The organism is Kitasatospora sp. NPDC057595 (genome assembly GCF_042800875.1).
Taxonomy (GTDB): Bacteria; Actinomycetota; Actinomycetes; order Streptomycetales; family Streptomycetaceae; genus Kitasatospora.
The window spans coordinates 155,958-175,244 of sequence record NZ_JBHVGL010000001.1; the positions used below are offsets into that span (position 1 = coordinate 155,958).

Here is a 19,287-nt window from a genome sequence, read left to right on the forward strand (position 1 = left end):
TCCGTCCGTCTCCGAGGGCCGGCACCACACGGGTGCCCTTCCGCGAGGGTAACCAGGGACCGCACCGGATGCCGGGACTACCCCGGGGGCCGGGCCTGAATCATGCCCGCTTTGTGGGCCACTTCACACGCCGGAGCACGCCCGGGCGCGAACCGTGCCGGTCCGCCGGGACGGAGCGTCTAGAGTCTGGCCATGACCAAGTGGGAATACATGACGGCACCCCTGCTCGTGCACGCCACGAAGCAGATCCTGGACAACTTCGGTGAGGACGGCTGGGAGCTCGTCCAGGTCGTACCGGGTCCGAACCCGGAGCAGCTGGTGGCCTACTTCAAGCGGGAGAAGCGGGCATGAGCAAGGTCGAGGAGAAGCTTGCCGAGCTGGGTCTGACCCTGCCGCCGGTGGCCGCCCCGGTCGCCGCCTACGTCCCCGCCGTGCGCACCGGTGAGTTCGTCTTCACCTCCGGCCAGCTGCCGATGGTGGGCGGCAAGCTGCCGAACACCGGCAAGGTCGGCGCCGAGGTCACCCCGGAGGAGGCCAAGGAGCTCGCGCAGATCTGCGCGCTGAACGCGCTGGCCGCCGTCAAGTCGGTGATCGGCGACCTCGACCTGGTCGAGCAGGTCGTCAAGGTGGTCGGCTTCGTTGCCTCCGCCCCCGACTTCACCGGCCAGCCCGGTGTGATCAACGGCACCAGCGAGCTGCTCGGAAAGGTCCTCGGCGAGGCCGGCGTGCACGCCCGCAGCGCGGTCGGCGTCACCGTGCTGCCGCTGGACGCCCCCGTCGAGGTCGAGCTGCAGGTCCGGGTCCGCACCGGAGCCTGAGCCGCACCCGGGACCCAGTCGGGACCCACCCGGGACGCACCCGGGACGCACCCGGACCGGAGGACCCTCCCCGGGCGGGGTCGGACAGCGGATCACCCCTGTCCAACCCCGCCCCCGGGCGCTTAGCATCCGGGCATGGACCAGCGAGCAACGACGCTCCCGATGCCGCCCGGCTGGCCCGCCCGGATCCGGGCGGCCGACGCGGGTGCGCTGACCCCGCCCGTGCCGAAGCCGTCCGCCACCGTGGTGCTGCTCAGGGACACCGCCGCGGGCGGCGGCCCCGAGGCCTACCTGCTGCGCCGCCGCACCTCGATGGCGTTCGCCGCCGGCATGTACGCCTACCCCGGCGGCGGAGTGGACCGGCGGGACGCCGAGGCGGAGCTCGGCTGGGCCGGCCCCGGACCGCGCGCCTGGGCCGAGCGGCTCGGAGTGGACGCCGCGACCGCGCAGGCGGTGGTCTGCGCCGCGGTCCGCGAGACCTTCGAGGAGGCCGGCGTCCTGCTGGCCGGCCCGGACGCCGACAGCGTCGCCGAGCCCCGTGACTGGAGCGCCGAGCGCGCCGCCCTGGAGGCCCACGAGCTCTCCTTCGCCGACTTCCTGCGCGACCACGGCCTGCTGCTGCGCAGCGACCTGCTGGCCGGCTGGGCGCGCTGGATCACCCCGGCGTTCGAGGAGCGCCGCTACGACACCTGGTTCTTCGTCGCCGCCCTGCCGCCCGGGCAGGACGCCGCCCGCGAGGTCGGCGAGGCCGACCGGGTCGCCTGGCTCACCCCGGACGAGGCCGTCCGCGGCTACCAGGAGGGCCGGTTCGGCATGCTGCCGCCGACCGTCACCGTGCTGCGTGAACTGCGGCCGGTGCACAGCGCCGCCGAGGCGCTGGCGGCGGCGGCCGGCCGTTCGCTGGAGCCGGTGCTCGGCCGCGCCGAGGTGCGCGGGGAGCGGCTGACCGTCCGTTGGCCGGGGTACGACGAACTGACCATCGACGGGACCTTCCCCGAGTTCCCCGGGGAGCGGGTCGGCTGACGGCGCGCCGCCGTCCAGTACTGTCCGCTTCCAGCACCGCCCGTTGCGCCCGATTCCCCTTCCACCCGATCCACCCGATCCACCCGATCCATCCGATCCACCCGATCCATCCGAGTCCCCGCAAGAGGAAAGGACCGACGCCCGATGACCCACAACGACGTGGCTCGCCGGACGGCACCCGAGATGCCCGCCCGCAGCCTGACCCCGCGCACCCCGGCCTGTGACAGCGGCCCGGCCCCGTTCACCGAAGTCGCCCAGCGCGCCCTCGTCCGGACGCTGCCGCTGCGCCTGCTGCATCGCGACGGCGAGGGCGGCCGGTGAGCGGACTCCTGCCCGGTGACCCCGCCGCCGCGATCGGCGGCGAGGCCACCCCCCGTGCGCTCTGCGTGCTGGCGCCGAACCCGTCCCCGATGACGCTGGACGGCACCAACACCTGGCTGCTCTCCGAGCCCGGCTCGGACCTCGCGGTGGTGATCGACCCGGGCCCGCTGCACGAGGGCCACCTGCGCCGGGTGATCGAGACCGCCGAGCAGCGGGGCCAGCGGGTGGCGCTCACCCTGCTGACCCACGGGCACGCCGACCACTCCGAGGGCGCGGCCCGGTTCGCCGAGCTGACCGGCACCGAGGTCCGCGCACTGGACCCGGCGCACCGGCTCGGCTCCGAGGGCCTCACGCACGGCCAGCGTCTGGACGTCGGTGGGCTCGACCTCCGGGTGGTCGGCACGCCCGGCCACACCTCGGACTCGCTGACCTTCCACCTGCCCGCCGACGGCGCCGTGCTCACCGGTGACACCGTGCTCGGCCGTGGCACCACGATGGTCGCGCACCCGGACGGCCGGCTCGGCGACTACCTGGACTCGCTGCGCCACCTGCACACCATGGCCGCCGAGCACGGTGTGCGGATGGTGCTGCCCGGCCACGGCCCGGTGCTCGCGGACGCGCTCGGCGCGGTGGACTACTACCTGGCGCACCGGGCGGGCCGGCTGGCCCAGGTGGAGACGGCGGTGGAGACCGGCTGCCGAACGGCCGCCGAGGTGGTGGCCCGGGTCTACGCGGACGTGGACCGCGCGCTGTGGCCGGCCGCCGAACTCTCGGTCCGCGCCCAGCTCCAGTACCTCCGGGAGCACGGGCTGATCCCCGACTGACGGCCGCGCGGGCAAGCCCGAGGCAGCCCGAGACAGCCCGAGAAGGCATGAGGTAACCCGAGAAGGCATGAGGCCGCGCAGGCAGCGCGAAGGGCCCGCACGCCGGAGCGTACGGGCCCTTTCCGCAAGCGGTGCAGGCCCTAGCGGCCCGCGGTCACCGGGACCGGCGGGAGAGCCGCTCGACGTCCAGCAGGACGACCGCGCGGGCCTCCAGCTTCAGCCAGCCGCGGCCGGCGAAGTCGGCGAGCGCCTTGTTGACCGTCTCGCGGGAGGCGCCGACCAGCTGGGCCAGCTCCTCCTGGGTGAGGTCGTGGGCGACGTGGATGCCCTCCTCGGACTGCACGCCGAAGCGGCGGGAGAGGTCCAGCAGGGCCTTGGCGACGCGCCCGGGCACGTCGGAGAAGACCAGGTCGGACATCACGTCGTTGGTCCGGCGCAGGCGGCGGGCGATGGCGCGCAGCAGTGCGATCGAGACCTCGGGGCGGGCGTGCAGCCAGGGCTGGAGGTCGCCGTGGCCGAGGCCGAGCAGCTTGACCTCGGTCAGCGCGCTCGCGGTGGCGGTGCGCGGGCCCGGGTCGAACAGCGAGAGCTCGCCGATCATCTCGCTGGGGCCGAGGACGGCGAGCATGTTCTCGCGGCCGTCCGGCGAGGCGCGGTGCAGCTTGACCTTGCCCTCGGCGACGACGTACAGCCGGTCGCCCGGGTCGCCCTCGTGGAACAGCGACTCGCCGCGGGCGAGCGTCACCTCGGTCATGGAAGCGCGCAGCTCGCCGGCCTGTTCGTCGTCGAGTGCCGCGAAGAGTGCGGCGCGCCGCAGAACGTCGTCCACGTGCTTCCTCCTTCTCGGCCGGCCGGCCGTCAAGCCCTCCGGCACAAGTTCGTACAGTGCTCTGCATCACCAAGCATGGCGCATGTCGCTCCGATCATATGAGGAGGGGGTGCGCCGAGGTGAGCTGCGCGGGGCCATTCGTACCGCCGGAACCTTCCCGCTGACCGCCCGAACCGGCAGGTCAGCCGGTCAGTGGGGCGCCGCGGTTCAGTCCTGATCGGTCAAGTTCCGGAGCAGGACCGATCCAGCCGGGTCAGGCCAGGTCAGGCCGGGTCGGGCTCGGTCAGGCCGGGCCGGTCCGGGCCCGGGGGCGCGTGGACAGGCACGCGGGTGGGGCGTGCGAGCGGGCGCCTCAGATCTGCGGCGGCTCGGGCAGGTCGGCGAGCGCCGTCGGCTGCCCCGCGCCCGGGGCCGGCAGCCCGAGCAGTCGCCGCATCGCCCGCCGGGCGCGGTCGGCGGCGCCGCGGTCGCCGTACAGCCGGCGGGCGTGGTTGAGCGCGAGCACCTGGCCGGTCAGCTCGAAGACGGTCTGCTCGGGCTCCGTGTCGGCGGGAAGCTGTCCGGCGGTGACCGCCAGCTCGACCTGGCGGCGCACCCTCCGCTGCCAGATCGCGTTGCGCGCCGCCACCGCCGAGCGGACCGGCCCGGGCTCCCGGTCGTCGAACTCGGCGGTCACCGTGGTGAAGAAGCAGCCGCCGGGCAGCAGATCGCGCTCCAGGTAGGACACCCAGGCCTCGCACTGGGCGAGCAGCAGCGGCAGACCCGGCGCGGCCCCGGCCGTCTCCGAGCGCTGCACCACCTCGCGGGCGAACAGCGCGACTGCCTCGTCGACGACGGCCAGCTGCAGGCACTCCTTGGTGCCGAAGTGGCCCAGGACGCCGGACTTGCTCATCGACAGGTCGGTGGCGAGCCTGCCGATGGTCAGTCCCTCCAGTCCCTCGACCGAGGCGAGGTCCAGGCCGCGGGCCAGGATCGAGGCGCGGGTCCGGCGGGTGTCGGCGGCGGATCTTCTGGGGCTCACCGCGCCAGTGTAGCGAGCACCGACCCTTTAGAGTCCGACCGTTCGGACGCTATAGTCCGGCGTGATGACGCCCCATCACCGATCCGTTTCCCGAGGAGCAGCCATGCCGGGTTCCCGCATCATCGCGCTGGGCCACCACCAGCCCGCGAAGGTCCTGACCAACCACGACCTGGCCCGGCTGGTCGACACCAGTGACGAGTGGATCCGGCAGCGCACCGGCATCGTGACCCGCCGCATCGCCGAGAACGAGACCGTCACCGACCTCGCCGCCTCCGCCGCCGGCAAGGCGCTGGCCGCCGCCGGACTGGCCCCCGAGGAGATCGACCTGGTGGTGGTCGCGACCTGCACCGCGATGGACCGCTGCCCGAGCATCGGCACCCAGGTCGCCGGCCGGCTGGGCATCCCGGCGGCTGTCGGCTTCGACGTCAACAACGGCTGCGCCGGCTTCTGCACCGCGCTGGCCACCGCCGACCACGCCGTCCGGGCCGGCGCCGCCCGGTACGCGCTGGTCGTCGGCGCGGAGCGGATGAGCGATGTCACCGACTGGACGGACCGCTCCACCTGCGTCCTGCTCGGCGACGGCGCGGGCGCCGCGATCCTCGGCCCGGACACCGCGACCGCCGGCCGCCCGGGCGTGGGGCCGGTGGTCTGGGGCTCCGACCCGACGAAGGGTCACGCCGTCCGGCTGGACGACGGCTGGCAGCCGCGGTTCCGCCAGGAGGGCCAGACCGTCTACCGCTGGGCTACCACCACGCTGGCCCCGATCGCCGAGGAGGCCTGCCGCCGGGCCGGTCTGACCCCCGCCGACCTGGGCGCGGTCGTCACCCACCAGGCCAACCTGCGGATCATCGAGGCGCTGGTCGACCGGCTCGGCGCCGGCGGTGCGGTGGTGGCCCGCGACGTCGTCGAGTCCGGCAACACCTCGGCCGCCTCCGTCCCGCTCGCCCTCGCCAAGCTCGTCGAGCGCGGCGAGGTGCCCACCGGGGCCCCCGCCCTGCTGCTCGGCTTCGGCGGCGGCCTCTCCTGGGCCGGCCAGGTCGTCCGCTGCCCCTGAGTCGCCGCCTGCCCCCGAGCCGTCAGCTGCCTCCGGGCGGTCACCTGCCGTCGACGGGGTGCCGACCCGTGCCGACCCGGCGCGCAGCGGGCGGAGGGGGCGCGGGCCCGGCCGATCCGCCGCAGGAGCGCGGCCGTCCGGCGTAGCCTTCACGCATGGCAGAGAGCAAGGTCCGGACGACCGCGTCTGCGGGGAAGCCGGTCGGGAAGACGGTCAGGGTGGGCAAGCCCGAATCACGGCTGGCGATGGTGCGGCGGGCCCGGAGGATCAACCGGGAGCTGGCGGAGCTGTACCCGTACGCGCACCCGGAGCTGGACTTCGAGAACCCCTTCCAACTGCTGGTGGCCACCGTGCTGTCGGCGCAGACCACCGACCTCCGGGTGAACCAGACCACGCCGGCGCTGTTCGCGAAGTACCCGGCGCCGGAGGACATGGCGGTGGCGAACCCGGCGGAGCTGGAGGAGATCATCCGGCCCACCGGCTTCTTCCGGAACAAGGCGAAGTCGCTGATCGGCCTGTCGATCGCGCTGCGCGACGAGTTCGACGGGGAGGTCCCGGGCCGGCTGGCCGACCTGGTCACCCTGCCCGGCGTCGGCCGCAAGACCGCCAACGTCGTCCTCGGCAACGCTTTCGGAGTCCCTGGAATCACCGTGGACACCCACTTCGGGCGGCTGGCCCGCCGGTTCGGGTGGACCACCGAGGACGACCCGGTCAAGGTCGAGGCGGCGGTCGCGGAGATCTTCCCGAAGTCCGAGTGGACGATGCTCTCGCACCGGGTGGTCTTCCACGGCCGGCGCGTCTGCCACTCCCGGAAGCCGGCCTGCGGAGCCTGCCCGATCGCACCGCTCTGCCCCGCCTACGGGGAGGGCGAGACCGATCCGGAGAAGGCGACGAAGCTGCTGAAGTACGAGCTGGGCGGCCACCCGGGCCAGCGGCTGCGCCCGCCCGCCGACTTCCCGGGCGAGGCCGGCGCCCGCGCGGACGCCGCCGCGCACCACGGTGAGGTCGCCGACCTGGCGGTGTCCGAGTGAGCGGGCGCAGAGCGCCGCAGGTCGAACGGGACGGGCTGCCGGCCTGGCTGGAGCCGGTCCGGGAGGCCGCGGAGCGGGTGCTGCCCGAGCAGCTGAGCAGCTTCCTGCCGCCGTCCGAGGGCGGCCGGGCCGCCGCCGTGCTGATGCTCTTCGGCGAGGGGGTGGCCGGGCCGGACCTGCTGCTCATCGAACGGGCCCGCTCGCTGCGCTCGCACGCCGGCCAGCCGTCCTTCCCGGGCGGCGCGCTCGACCCGGAGGACGGTGACCCGGCGGGGTCCGGGCCGGTGGCGGCGGCGTTGCGCGAGGCCTGGGAGGAGACCGGCCTGGACCCGGACGGCGTGCAGGTCTTCGCGACGCTGCCCGCGCTCTACATCCCGGTCAGCCGGTTCGTGGTGACGCCGGTGCTCGGCTGGTGGCGCGAGGAGTCGCCGGTCCGCCCGGTGGACCTGGGGGAGACCGGCGCGGTCTTCCGGGTGCCGATCGCCGAGCTGACCGACCCGGCCAACCGGGCCCGGCTGCGGCACCCGTCCGGCCACCTGGGGCCGGCCTTCGCGGTCGGCGGACGGCTGGTCTGGGGCTTCACCGCCGGGGTGATCGACCGGGTGCTGCACCACGGCGGGCTGGAGCGGCCGTGGGACGCGGGCCGGATCGTCGACCTCTCGGACGAGGCGCTGGCGCTGGTGCAGGGCGATCTGGAACGGTCCCGCGCGGCGCTCGGCCGCGACCCCGGGACACCGTGAACCACGGGGCGGCGGGCGGGGCCGGCCCCCGCACGGTCCCGGCCGGATTCGGCGTTAGCCCACTCGGGCGGACGGTCCGTCGTGGGAGGGTGTCCGGGTGAACGTCCTGGATGTGCTGTTGATCGCCGCCGCCCTCGGATTCGCCGTCTCGGGCTACCGGCAGGGCTTCGTGGTCGGAGTGCTGTCGGTCCTCGGCTTCCTGGGCGGCGGCCTGCTCGCCGTCCAGCTGCTGCCGCTGCTGCTGGACCACCTCAGCCCCGGGACGACCGCCTCGGTGATCGCCGTGGTGGTGGTGATCGTGCTGGCGGCCACCGGCCAGGCGATCACCACGCACTTCGGCTGGAAGCTGCGCGGCCACATCGACCGCCGCCCGGCCCGGGCCCTGGACGCCGCGGGCGGCGCCGTGGTCAACGTGATCTCGATGCTGCTGGTGGCCTGGCTGATCGGATCGGCGCTCGCCGGGACGTCCCTGCCGACCGTCTCCAAGCAGGTCCGCACCTCGGCCGTGCTGGGCGGCGTCCAGGACGCGCTGCCGAACGACGCGCCCAACTGGTTCTCGGACTTTTCCAAGGTGCTCGCCCGCAACGGCTTCCCGCAGGTGTTCAACCCCTTCGAGCACGAGCCGATCACCCAGGTCGACACCCCCGACCCGGCGCTGGCCGCCAGCCCGGCGGTGGCCAAGGCACGGCAGAGCCTGGTCAAGGTGGTCGGCACCGCCACAGCCTGCGGCAAGACGCTGGAGGGCAGCGGCTTCGTCTACGCCCCGCACCGGGTGATGACCAACGCCCACGTGGTCGGCGGCGTCGACGAGCCGACCGTGCAGGTCGGCGGTGTCGGCCAGCTGTACGACGCGACGGTGGTCAGCTACGACTGGCAGCGCGACATCGCCGTCCTCGACGTGCCCAAGCTGAACGCGCCGGCGCTCACCTTCGCGGGCGAGGCGAAGACCAACGACAGCGCCATCGTCGCGGGCTTCCCCGAGAACGGCGCCTTCAACGTCCAGCCGGCCCGCATCCGCGGCCGGATCCAGGCCAACGGCCCGGACATCTACCACCGCGGCCAGGTCGTCCGCGACGTCTACTCGGTGCGCTCGCTGGTCCGCCAGGGCAACAGCGGCGGGCCGCTGCTCACGCCGGACGGCCAGGTGTACGGGATGGTGTTCGCGAAGTCGCTGGACAGCGCGGACACCGGGTACGTGCTGACCGCCGCCGAGGTCCGCCAGGACGCCGAGCAGGGGGCCGCGGCGACGGGGCGGGTGGACACCCAGGGCTGCGCGCTCTGATCCACGGCGATCGGTGCTGATCCGCGTCGATCCGTGCCGGTGCCGGGGCTGATCCGCGTCGGCCGGTGCGGGTCCGGGTCGGCCGACGCGGTCCGGGTCGGCCGGTGCCGGTGCGCGCTGATCCCGGTCAGGTGTCCCGGCGGAGCCGGGCGCCCACCCAGCGGGCGCGGCGGCCGAGGATGTGCGGGATGCCGAGCTGCCGCTGCGCCGTGCGCGGGTGGCCGCCCGCGCCGTCGAAGCCGGTGTCGTAGCCGCCGTCGTAACCGCGGTCGTCCGCCCACTCGGGACGGTGGGCGGAACGCTGCGGGCTGTTGCTGTGCTGTCGGCCGCGCGGGGCGCTGCCGCGATCGGGCATCCAGGTCATACCGCAATGGATGCCCCTGGGCCGACGGGGGTAACCGCCCGGCGGGGCACCAACGTGGCCTATGCGTTTGTCATATGAACGTCACATCAAGGGAGTTGGGACCTTCGACCCTGTTCGCCCATCCGGGGGCCGGGGCCCTCGCCCCGTGTCCTTTCCCGGCTCGGGGCCGTTGATCCTCAAGCCCCCTCCGGCACTCGGGGACCTCAGTCCTTGTGCCGGCCGATCCAGTCCAGCAGCTCGGCGGTGAACTGTTCCGGCGCCTCCTCGTGCGGGAAGTGCCCGACCCCGGGCATCAGCCGCCAGCGGTACGGCGCGGCCACGTACTCGCCGCCGCCCAGCGCGGTGTGCGACAGCAGCACCGGGTCCGCCGCGCCCTGGACGTGCAGGGTGGGGGCGGTGATCGGCTTCTTCATCCGTCGGGCGAACTGGATGCCGTCCGGGCGGGCCATCGAGCGCAGCAGCCAGCGGTAGGGCTCGACTGAGCAGTGTGCGGTGCTGGGGATCTGGATCGCCCGCCGGTACGCGGCGACCGCCGTGCGGTCCAGCTGGGTGCGGCCGGTCCAGGCGTCCAAGTAGCGGCCGACCAGCTCGGCGTCGTCCGCCACCAGCCGGCGCTCCGGTATCCACGGCCGCTGGAAACCCAGCACGTGCTCGAAGGCGGCCAGCTGCTTGCGGTCGGTGAGCAGCGCCCGGCGGAGGTCGCGGGGGTGCGCGGCGGAGACGACGGTGAGGCTCTGGATCACCGAGGGCCGCATCACGGCCGCCACCCAGGCCAGCGTGCCGCCGGAGGCGTGGCCGACCAGGTGCGCCCGATCCTCGCCGAGGGAGCGGATCACCCCGGTGATGTCCAGCGCGAGGTTGCCGGGGTCGTAGCCGCGCGGGGTGCGGTCGCTGCCGCCGATGCCGCGCAGGTCCACGGCGACGGCCCGGTAGCCCGCCGCGGCCAGCGCGGTCAGCTGGTGGCGCCAGGCCCACCAGTACTCGGGCCAGCCGTGCACCAGCAGGACCAGCGGGCCCTCGCCGAGCTCGGCGATGTGGAACCGCGCGCCGTTGGCGGCGAGGTCGCGGTGGATCCACGGCCCGGCCTGCCTGACGTCCCAGGCGGCCGGGGGCGTGCCCGGGGCGTCGCCGGGGGCGGTGAGGCCGGAGCTGTCGGACGGCTGCGCGGGCACGGGCTTCTGGTCGAGCGACATACCGAGAGCGTGTCACATCCGCGCGCCGTGCACGCGCCCGGCACTCGCACTCGGACCCTTCCGGCCCGGCCCGGCCCGGGCGCGCTTCCCTGGCGCTCCCATGGCGCTCCGGTGGCGCCTCCCTGGCGCGTGCCGACCGGGCCCCGACGCGGTGGCCGGCTCGGCAGCGGCTGGCCGGCGACGCACGGGATGGGCCTGCGAGGTTGGCCTACGGGGAGCCTACGGGGAGGGCTTACGGGGAGGGCCTACGGGATGCGGCCGAGGGCGCGGTCGATCTCCTCCTTGGTGGCGGGACGCGGCCGGGCGTTCTTCAGGACGTCGGCGGTCTTCTGCGCACCCTCGATGGTGCGGACCGGCTTCTCGATCTTCTTGAACGAACGCAGTGCCAGCAGGCCCAGCAGCACGGCCAGCAGCAGGTACGCGCCGGCCACGATGAGGAACGACCAACCGAGTGACAGGCCCAGCGCGTGGATGCCGAACGCGGCGGCGGCGCTCAGCATCGGGACGGCGGCCAGCGCGACCACACCGGCGACGCCCAGCGAGACGCCGCCGGAGACGCCGCGCTTGACGTCGGCGCGGATCTCGGCCTTGGCGAGCGCGATCTCGTCGTGGACCAGGGCGGACAGGTCGGCGGTGGCCGCGGCGAACAGCTGCCCCACCGAACGCTCGCCCTCGTAGGGCGCCCGGCCGTTGCTGGACGGGTCTGCGGCTCCTGCGGGCATCAGCGGTACTCCTCTTCGGTGGACTGTCGACAGTTCAGAATCATGCCCCTACCGGAGGAGCGGACACCACTCCGGGGCCCCGCCGGGGGGACGTGTCCGGCGGGCGGGCCGCTCAGCGGGCTCCGTCGACGTCCTCGTCGGCGCCCTCGCCGGCGCCCTTGTCGGCGCTCTCGTCGGCGCCCTCGCCGGTCCTTCCGCCGACCTGGCGGGTCGGGCCCGCGTCCGGCTGCCCCGAGCCCGTCGGCCGGGCCCGTTCGGCCATGCGGCGCTGCCAGGCCGGGTCGTCCAGCTGGTAGACGTCGGGGATGCCGTCGCCGTCGAGGTCGCGGTCCTCCTCCTCGCACAGCTCGCGGTAGTGCCGGTTGCGCAGCTTCAGCAGCACGGTGGCGATCAGCGCGCATATCAGCGAGCCCACCAGGACGGCGGCCTTGGCCCGGTCGGCGAGCGCCGGGTCGTCCGGGAAGGCCAGCTCGTCGATCAGCAGCGAGACGGTGAAGCCGATGCCGGCCAGGACCGAGACGGCGAACAGGTCGGCCCACTTGAGCTGAGGGTTCAGCTCGGCCCGGGTGAAGCGGGCGGTCAGTCGGGTGCCGCCGTACACGCCCACGGTCTTGCCGACCAGCAGGCCGACCATGATGCCGATCGGGGTGGCCTGGGTGAACACCTCGCGCAGCGCCGGACCGGAGATCGTCACCCCGGCCGCGAACAGGGCGAAGACCGGTACCGCCAGCCCGGCCGAGAGCGGGCGGACCAGGTGCTCGATGTGCTCGCCGGGGGACTGCTTCTCGTCGCCCTCGCGGTGGCAGCGGAGCATCAGGCCCATCGCGACGCCCGCCACCGTGGCATGCACGCCGCTCTCGTGCATCAGCGCCCAGACCACGAAGGCGAGCGGGACGAACAGGTACCAGCCGTGCACCCCGCGCCGGTGCAGGAACCAGAACAGCGCGAGGCCGGCGAAGGCCAGCCCGAGGGCCCAGAACTTGATGCCGGAGCTGTAGAAGACCGCGATGATCAGGATCGCGATCAGGTCGTCCACCACCGCGAGGGTGAGCAGGAAGGCGCGCAGCGCGGAGGGCAGGTGGCTGCCGACCACGGCCAGCACACCGAGCGCGAAGGCGATGTCGGTGGCGGTGGGGACGGCCCAGCCGCTGGGGTGACCGCCGGGGCCCGCGTTGATGAGCGCGTACAGGACGGCGGGCAGCGCGACGCCGCAGACGGCGGCCACGACGGGGAGCAGTGCCGCGCTGGGGGTGCGCAGCTCGCCCGCCACGAACTCGCGTTTGAGCTCGATGCCGGCGACGAAGAAGAAGATCGTCAGCAGCCCGTCCTTGGCCCAGGTGCCCAGGGTGAGGTCGAGGTGCAGGGGGGCGGAGGGGCCGACGGTGTGGTTCAGCACGGACTGGTACGCGTCCGGCCAGACGTTGGCCCAGATCAGTGCCACGACCGCGGCGGTGAGCAGCAGGATTCCGCCCACGGTCTCGGTGCGCAGGGCGTCGGCGAGGTAGTTGCGCTCGGGGAGGGACAGTCGGCCGAGGAACTGGCGGCGTCGGGTCGTCGTCGGCTCGTGAACGGGCGGCTGGCTGGCCACGCGCGGCCTCCTGGGGGCGAGGGGACGGTGTGTGGATGCACCGGTGGTGCATCGCCGACCAGACTTCCCGGCTCGCCCTGTGACGCGGACCTGTGGATCACGTGGATCATGCAGGTCTTGTCGCGTCCTTAGCAGTCTAGCGTGACGACAAAGTGGCATCCGGATTGTCCTAATTAAGGACTTAATCCCTCTTTGTCTCGATGTGCACCTGTTCGTGCGCGGTCCGGGGAGGATCCTCCGTCCGGACATGCCGGTGCCCCGGGCGGTCACGACCACCCGGGGCACCGGCACGCATGCGTCACGCGCGTCTCACCACGCGGTTCAGCTCTCGCCGTCCGCCGACGGAAGCTGGGCCTGGATGAGGTTCATCACCGAGGAGTCGGCCAGCGTGGTGGTGTCGCCGACCTCGCGGCCCTCGGCGATGTCGCGCAGCAGGCGGCGCATGATCTTGCCGGAGCGGGTCTTCGGCAGCTCGCCGACCACCTTGATCTGCTTCGGCTTCGCGATCGGGCCGAGCGTGCGGCCGACGTGCGCCCGCAGCTCCTCGACCAGCTCGGGGCTGTCGGTGGCGCTGCCGCGCAGGATCACGAAGGCGACGATCGCCTGGCCGGTGGTGGCGTCGGTGGCGCCGACCACCGCGGACTCGGCCACCGCCGGGTGCCCGACCAGGGCCGACTCGACCTCGGTGGTCGAGATGTTGTGGCCGGAGACCAGCATGACGTCGTCGACCCGGCCGAGCAGCCAGATGTCGCCGTCCTCGTCCTTCTTGGCACCGTCACCGGCGAAGTAGCGGCCCTCGAAGCGCGACCAGTAGGTGTCGATGTAGCGCTGGTCGTCGCCCCAGATGGTGCGCAGCATGGACGGCCACGGCTCGGTGAGCACCAGGTAGCCGCCGGAGCCGTTCGGGACCTCGACGGCGTTGTCGTCGACCACGGTGGCCGCGATGCCCGGCAGCGCGCGCTGGGCCGAGCCCGGCTTGGTCTCGGTGACGCCCGGCAGCGGGCTGATCATGATCGCGCCGGTCTCGGTCTGCCACCAGGTGTCCACGATCGGGGCCTTGCCGGCGCCGATGTGCTCGCGGTACCAGATCCAGGCCTCGGGGTTGATCGGCTCGCCGACGCTGCCCAGCACCCGCAGCGAGGACAGGTCGAACTTCGCGGGGATGTCGTCGCCCCACTTCATGAAGGTGCGGATCGCGGTCGGCGCGGTGTAGAGGATCGTCACGCCGTACTTCTGGACGATCTCCCAGAACCGGCCCTGGTGCGGGGTGTCCGGGGTGCCCTCGTAGATGACCTGGGTGGCGCCGTTGGAGAGCGGGCCGTAGACGATGTACGAGTGGCCGGTGACCCAGCCGATGTCGGCGGTGCACCAGTAGACGTCGGACTCCGGCTTGAGGTCGAAGACCGCGTGATGGGTGTAGCTGGCCTGGGTGAGGTAGCCGCCCGAGGTGTGCAGGATGCCCTTGGGCTTCCCGGTGGTGCCCGAGGTGTAGAGGATGAAGAGCGGGTGCTCGGCGTCGTGCGCCTCGGGGGTGTGCTCGGTGGACTGGCGCGCGGTGGCCTCGTGCCACCAGACGTCGCGGCCCTCGGTCCAGGCGATGTCCTGGCCGGTGCGGCGCACGACCAGGACGTGCTCGACGCCGTCGACCTTGGTCAGCGCCTCGTCGATGGCCGGCTTGAGGGCGGACGGCTTGCCACGCCGGTAGCCGCCGTCGGCGGTGATGACCAGCTTGGCCTGGGCGTCCTGGATGCGGGAGGCCACGGCGTCGGCGGAGAAGCCGCCGAAGACCACCGAGTGGGTGGCGCCGATCCGGGCGCAGGCGAGGATCGCGACGACGGCCTCGGCGATCATCGGCAGGTAGATCGCGACCCGGTCGCCCTTGGCGACACCGAGCTCCAGCAGCGCGTTGGCGGCCTGCGAGACCTCGTCCTTGAGCTGCGCGTAGGTGATCGAGCGGCCGTCGCCGGGCTCGCCCTCGAAGTGGATGGCGACGCGGTCGCCGTTGCCGGCCTCGACGTGCCGGTCGACGCAGTTGTAGGCCACGTTGAGCTTGCCGTCGGCGAACCACTTGGCGAACGGCGGGTTGGACCAGTCGAGGGTCTGGGTGGGCTCGACGGCCCAGTCGAGGCGGCGGGCCTGCTCGGCCCAGAAACCGAGGCGGTCCTCGGAGGCCTGTGCGTACGCGGCCGCGGTGACGTTGGCGGCTGCGGCGAGCTCTGCCGGCGGGGCGAAGCGCCGCTCCTCCTTGAGCAGGTTGGCCAGGCTCTCGTTGCTCAACGCGCACTCCTCATGAGTCATGATCGGGGTCGTTTCCCGTGCGTGGGGATTGTCCCGTGTGTCCCAGCGCACAGCTCACCAGGCGAAGAGGTCAGTTGACAAGAGGCTCCGGATAATTGGTGTAGACCTTTGACCGGAGGTCGAACGGTCGCCCGAGGTCGGCGGCGCCCCGGGGCAGGGCTGGGAGGTGGGCCCGCGTCCTTGGCCCGCCCGTCAGGACGCGGGCCCGTCTCACGCGGCCAGGCCGGGCCCTCCCTCTCTCCGGGCCGGATCCGCTGCGGCGGTACCGGTGGCCGGAACCTGTTCGAATCCGTCCAGACGTCCGGGCGTGTCGCGCTCCTGCCGTACGGAGGCCGCCGCGGCCGGGGTCGCGGCCTCGACCGGCCCGAAGCGGCCGCTCTCCCGGTCGAGCACATAGGCCTGGGCGGTGGCGAAGTCGAAGTACATGCCGACCAGCCGCAGGGTGCCCTCGGTCACCCGCCGTTCTACCGCCGGGTTGGCCATCAGCTGGTCCAGCTGCTGGACCACATTGGTGATGCAGAGCTGCTCGGTCAGGTCGACCGCCGGGCGGTCGGTGAACTCGGCCGGGACCCTGCGCAGCCGGTCCAGTGAGCCGCGGCCGTTGCGCAGCCAGCGGGCCAGCGGGGTGGGCCGGCCGGGCTGCTCGTGCACGCCGTCGAGCAGGGCCTTCATCGCTCCGCAGCCCGAGTGCCCGCAGACCGTGATCGACCGGACCTCCAGCACCTCCACCGCGTACTGCACCGCCGCCGCCACCGAGTCGTCGGCCGCGCCCGGCTCGTGCGGCGCCGGCACCAGGTTGCCGACGTTGCGCACGGTGAAGAGGTCCCCCGGACCGCTGTTGGTGATCATGCTGGTGACCATGCGGGAGTCCGCGCAGGTCAGGAAGAGCTGTGAGGGCGTCTGCCCCTCCCGGGCGAGCCGGGCCAGCTCGGGCCGCACCAGCGGGGCGGTGTGCAGCTGGAACACCCGCACCCCGTCCAGCAGCCGGCCGTGCGGGTCCTCCTGCTGCTCGATGCAGTGGTGCCCGGCCCAGGGTGTCCAGGCGCGGCAGCGGTGCGGGCCCGGAGAACTGCCGGTGCGGACCGTGCCGTCCGGATCGAGCACCTCGTCGTCCTGGCGGCGCGTCACCATCGACACCCGCCCCCCGCCCGCCTGGTGGGCGGTGCGCCAGCTGTGCACCGTCTCGTAGGCGGCGTGGTCCAGGAAGGAGCCGTCATGGACCACGGCGACCTCCGCACCGGCCGGGATGCCCGCCAGCGCCCGGCTGAGCCGGGGCACCGCGGTGAAGGTGAGCGGGCCGTGGGTCTCCACCGTGAACGATCCGCCGGGGCCGGCCAGGACGTCCACATGGGCGCGGGTCAGCCGGTAGAGCGCGAGCAGGACGGCCGTCGCCGCGCCGAGCGCCACCCCCGGCAGGACGCCGAGCAGCACCACGGCGACCACGGTGGTCAGATAGACGGGGAACTCGCGGTGGCGGTGCACCTTGCGGATGTGCGCGAAGCTCACCATCTGCAGACCGACGACCAGCACCAGGGCGGCGAGCGCGGCGAGCGGGATCCGGCGCAGCCCGCCGGTGAGGGCCAGTGCCGCCGCCAGCACCCACACCCCGTGCAGGACGGAGGAGCGCCGGCTGCGCGCGCCGGCCCGGACGTTGGCCGTGCTGCGCACCGCGCCACCGGCGACGGGCAGCCCGCCGACCAGTCCGCTGACCATGTTGGCGAGTCCCTGGCCGCGCAGTTCGCGGTCCAGGTCCCCGGTGCGGCGCGACATCCGGTCGACCGCGACGGCGGAGAGCAGCGACTCGACGCTCGCCACGGCGGTGACGGTCAGTACGGCGGCCAGGACGGCGAGGGGCGGTCCGTGCGGCAGGTCGGGGGCGAGCCCGTGCGGCTGCCAGGCGGGCAGTTCGACCCGGGCGAGCCGCAGGTCCAGCGCGACGGCGAGCGCGGTGGCGGCGGAGACGGCCGCGAGCGGGCCGGGGACCTTGGCCAGCCGGGTGCCGAACTCCCCGCACCGGCCGGGGAGCCGGCCCAGCCGGGGCCAGCCGAGCAGCACGGTGACGGTGACCGCGCCGACGGCCAGGGCGGCGGGGTGAGGGGTCGACAGTTGGGCGGGCAGGGCGAGCAGGTTGGCCAGTGCCGAGCTCTGCGGGGAGCCGCCGAGGACGACGTGCAGCTGGGCGATGGCGATGGCCAGGCCGACGCCGGCCAGCATGCCGTGCACGATGGCGGGTGAGACCGCCAGTGCGGTGCGGGCCACCCGCCTTGCCCCGAGCAGGAGTTGGAGCAGGCCGGCGGCGAGGGTGATGGTGCAGGTGGCCTGCCAGCCGTACTGGGCGATGAGCCCGGCGGTGATCACGGTGAGCGCGGCCGAGGGGCCGCTGACCTGCAGCGGGGTGCCGCCGAACAGGCCGACCACGATGCCGCCGACGGCCGCCGCGGCGAGGCCGGCGGTGAGCGGGGCGCCGGTGGCGAGGGCGATGCCGAGGGAGAACGGCACGGCGATCAGGAACACCACCAGCGAGGCCGAGAGGTCCTGTGCCCAGGTGGCGCGGGGACGTCGGCCCGGTGGGGCGTGGTCGGTGGTGTCGGAGGCGATGGGGGCGATGGAGATGTCGAGGGTCATGGGTCTTCCCGTCTGTCCGGGGGAACGAACGCAGTCAGGTCCGGCGGTGAGTCCGGTCGTGGGCTCGGTGAAGCGGATCGGCTGTCGTGGGTCGCGACGGTGTGGCGGGATGGCGCGGTCGGGCCGGGAGTGCGGGTGTCACCGGCCGGGCCTTGGTCCATCGGGCCGTCCGGCGGCCGCTCGGCGGGGCGCTGGGAGGAGCCAGGCCACGGCGAGGGGGTACCGGGACGGAAGCGGAACATCAAGACTCGGTAAACCGAGGGTAATGAGAGCTTTGCACAGCGTCATCCGGAGCGACAGTGAATAACCGCCCCATTCACTCCATTGGGTGGTGGTCGAACGGACCGGAATCTGCTGGTGGAGGCCCTGTCGGGGACGCGCGCGGGCCGCGGCCCCCGTGCGGGGGACCGCGGCCCGTGGGTGCTGCGGCGGTGCTCCGGCTCAGACCGCCGCGCCGGCGGCGCTGGGCTCATCGACCGGGGCGGACCCGCCGCCGAGCACGAAGTCCGGGTCGACCTGGGCGGCGAGGTCCGTGCCGACCTTCGCGTTGGCCCAGCTCTCGGCGTTGCGCAGATGGAAGTGGACGGCCTGCTCGGTGTACCGGCGCGGGTTCCGCAGCTCGTACGCGGCGTCGGCGGCCACGCGCAGCTCGTCCAGCACGGCGCGGTTGGCGGGTTCGAGGGCGCGCAGCGGCGGCTGTGCGCCCTGCTCCAGGCGGCGCACCCAGTCGGACTGGCCGAAGGCGGTCAGCAGGTCCTCGCCGACCTCCCGGCGCAGGAAGTCCAGGTCGTCCGGGCCCTGCACCTTGTTGCCGACGACCCGCAACCTTACGCCGAAGTCGCGTGCGTAGTCCCGGTACTGGCGGTACACCGAGACACCCTTGCGGGTGGGCTCGGCGATCAGGAAGGTGAGGTCGAAACGGGTGAACAGCCCCGAGGCGAAGGAGTCGGAGCCCGCGGTCATGTCGGTCACCACGTACTCTCCCCGGCCGTCGACCAGGTGGTTGAGCAGCAGCTCGACCGCGCCGACCTTGGAGTGGTAGCAGGCGACGCCGAGGTCCTCCTCGGTGAACGCGCCGGTCGCCAGCAGCCGGGCCGAGCCCTCGTCGAGCGCGACCGGCCGGGCGCAGGCCGTGTAGACCGGGTTCTCCTCGACGATCCGCAGCAGCCGCGAGCCCCGGCCGGGCGGGGTGGTCTTGATCATCTCCTCGGCGGAGCGGATCAGCGGGTTGCTGCCGCGCAGGTACTCCTTGATCTCGGGCAGTCGGGCCCCCAGTGCGGGCAGTGCGGCGGCCTGGTCGTCCGTCAGCCCGAGGGCCGGGCCGAGGTGCTGGTTGATGTCGGCGTCGACGGCGAGGACCGGCCGGCCCGCGGCGGCCAGGTGGCGGATGAACAGTGCGGACAGCGTGGTCTTGCCGCTGCCGCCCTTGCCGACGAAGGCGATCTTCATCTTGGAACTCCGGCTCTCGCTGCTGGGGCTCTCGCTGCTGGGCCCGCCGCGGTCGCGGCAACGCGCCGCGGCGAGGTCGACGATCTTCCGAGCTGGAAATCGTTG

Annotated in this window: 18 protein-coding genes; 9 read left to right on the forward strand and 9 right to left on the reverse strand. The window is 73.6% G+C overall.

Annotated elements, in window-relative coordinates; all coding sequences use genetic code 11:
- The first annotated feature begins 192 nt into the window (after positions 1-192).
- The 5 genes from ACFU9E_RS00760 to ACFU9E_RS00780 all read left to right on the forward strand — a co-directional run bounded on the left by ACFU9E_RS00760 (position 193) and on the right by ACFU9E_RS00780 (position 2,986).
- Positions 193-351 (forward strand): DUF4177 domain-containing protein, encoded by a 159-nt coding sequence (locus tag ACFU9E_RS00760; protein ID WP_158845411.1) that lies wholly within the window; start codon positions 193-195, stop codon positions 349-351.
- Complete coding sequence (locus tag ACFU9E_RS00765; protein WP_380683153.1) at positions 348-818, forward strand: RidA family protein; 471 nt, start codon at positions 348-350, stop codon at positions 816-818. Before ACFU9E_RS00760 ends, ACFU9E_RS00765 begins: the two co-directional genes overlap by 4 nt.
- Positions 819-953: 135 nt before the next feature.
- On the forward strand, positions 954-1,841 hold the full coding sequence (locus ACFU9E_RS00770) for an NUDIX hydrolase (RefSeq protein WP_380683152.1): 888 nt from the start codon (positions 954-956) through the stop codon (positions 1,839-1,841).
- A 144-nt stretch (positions 1,842-1,985) separates the two neighbouring features.
- Complete coding sequence (locus ACFU9E_RS00775; RefSeq protein ID WP_380683151.1) at positions 1,986-2,162, forward strand: hypothetical protein; 177 nt, start codon at positions 1,986-1,988, stop codon at positions 2,160-2,162.
- The gene (locus tag ACFU9E_RS00780) at positions 2,159-2,986 is read left to right on the forward strand and encodes an MBL fold metallo-hydrolase (protein ID WP_380683150.1); all 828 of its coding nucleotides are present in this window, start codon (positions 2,159-2,161) and stop codon (positions 2,984-2,986) included. The genes ACFU9E_RS00775 and ACFU9E_RS00780 overlap by 4 nt, the downstream gene beginning before the upstream one ends.
- 154 nt (positions 2,987-3,140) lie before the next feature.
- Here the strand turns inward: ACFU9E_RS00780 and ACFU9E_RS00785 are convergent, their stop codons facing one another.
- Together ACFU9E_RS00785 and ACFU9E_RS00790 are read right to left on the reverse strand one after the other, a co-directional pair.
- On the reverse strand, positions 3,141-3,815 hold the full coding sequence (locus ACFU9E_RS00785) for a Crp/Fnr family transcriptional regulator (RefSeq protein ID WP_030288117.1): 675 nt from the start codon (positions 3,813-3,815) through the stop codon (positions 3,141-3,143).
- A gap of 352 nt (positions 3,816-4,167) precedes the next feature.
- Positions 4,168-4,836 (reverse strand): TetR/AcrR family transcriptional regulator, encoded by a 669-nt coding sequence (locus ACFU9E_RS00790; protein ID WP_380683149.1) that lies wholly within the window; start codon positions 4,834-4,836, stop codon positions 4,168-4,170.
- A gap of 103 nt (positions 4,837-4,939) precedes the next feature.
- Between ACFU9E_RS00790 and ACFU9E_RS00795 the strand changes: the two genes are divergently transcribed.
- The 4 genes from ACFU9E_RS00795 to ACFU9E_RS00810 all read left to right on the forward strand — a co-directional run bounded on the left by ACFU9E_RS00795 (position 4,940) and on the right by ACFU9E_RS00810 (position 8,943).
- The gene (locus ACFU9E_RS00795; RefSeq protein ID WP_380683148.1) at positions 4,940-5,890 is read left to right on the forward strand and encodes a beta-ketoacyl-ACP synthase III; all 951 of its coding nucleotides are present in this window, start codon (positions 4,940-4,942) and stop codon (positions 5,888-5,890) included.
- Between the two features lie 155 nt (positions 5,891-6,045).
- Entirely contained in the window at positions 6,046-6,921 is an 876-nt protein-coding gene (nth, locus tag ACFU9E_RS00800; protein ID WP_380683147.1) for an endonuclease III, read from the forward strand.
- On the forward strand, positions 6,918-7,661 hold the full coding sequence (locus tag ACFU9E_RS00805) for an NUDIX hydrolase (protein WP_380683146.1): 744 nt from the start codon (positions 6,918-6,920) through the stop codon (positions 7,659-7,661). Before nth ends, ACFU9E_RS00805 begins: the two co-directional genes overlap by 4 nt.
- 97 nt (positions 7,662-7,758) lie before the next feature.
- Positions 7,759-8,943 carry a MarP family serine protease gene (locus tag ACFU9E_RS00810; protein ID WP_380683145.1) on the forward strand — a complete coding sequence of 395 codons (1,185 nt, stop codon included), beginning with the start codon at positions 7,759-7,761 and terminating at the stop codon, positions 8,941-8,943.
- 127 nt (positions 8,944-9,070) lie between these two features.
- Here ACFU9E_RS00810 and ACFU9E_RS00815 read toward each other — a convergent pair whose 3' ends face one another.
- From ACFU9E_RS00815 to ACFU9E_RS00845, 7 genes are all read right to left on the reverse strand, one after another.
- Positions 9,071-9,307: a hypothetical protein gene (locus tag ACFU9E_RS00815; protein ID WP_355360332.1), complete on the reverse strand. Its 237-nt coding sequence runs from the start codon at positions 9,305-9,307 to the stop codon at positions 9,071-9,073.
- 203 nt (positions 9,308-9,510) lie between these two features.
- On the reverse strand, positions 9,511-10,500 hold the full coding sequence (locus ACFU9E_RS00820; RefSeq protein ID WP_380683144.1) for an alpha/beta fold hydrolase: 990 nt from the start codon (positions 10,498-10,500) through the stop codon (positions 9,511-9,513).
- 245 nt (positions 10,501-10,745) lie between these two features.
- A complete protein-coding gene (locus tag ACFU9E_RS00825) occupies positions 10,746-11,222 on the reverse strand; it encodes a phage holin family protein (protein WP_350558600.1) in 477 nt (158 codons plus the stop codon).
- Between the two features lie 112 nt (positions 11,223-11,334).
- A complete protein-coding gene (gene nhaA, locus ACFU9E_RS00830; protein ID WP_380683143.1) occupies positions 11,335-12,810 on the reverse strand; it encodes a Na+/H+ antiporter NhaA in 1,476 nt (491 codons plus the stop codon).
- Between the two features lie 321 nt (positions 12,811-13,131).
- The gene (gene acs, locus ACFU9E_RS00835) at positions 13,132-15,108 is read right to left on the reverse strand and encodes an acetate--CoA ligase (protein WP_380688453.1); all 1,977 of its coding nucleotides are present in this window, start codon (positions 15,106-15,108) and stop codon (positions 13,132-13,134) included.
- Positions 15,109-15,318: 210 nt separating this feature from the next.
- On the reverse strand, positions 15,319-17,733 hold the full coding sequence (locus ACFU9E_RS00840) for a SulP family inorganic anion transporter (RefSeq protein WP_380688455.1): 2,415 nt from the start codon (positions 17,731-17,733) through the stop codon (positions 15,319-15,321).
- A gap of 441 nt (positions 17,734-18,174) precedes the next feature.
- Positions 18,175-19,182: an ATP-binding protein gene (locus tag ACFU9E_RS00845; RefSeq protein WP_380685539.1), complete on the reverse strand. Its 1,008-nt coding sequence runs from the start codon at positions 19,180-19,182 to the stop codon at positions 18,175-18,177.
- Between the last annotated feature and the right edge of the window lie 105 nt (positions 19,183-19,287).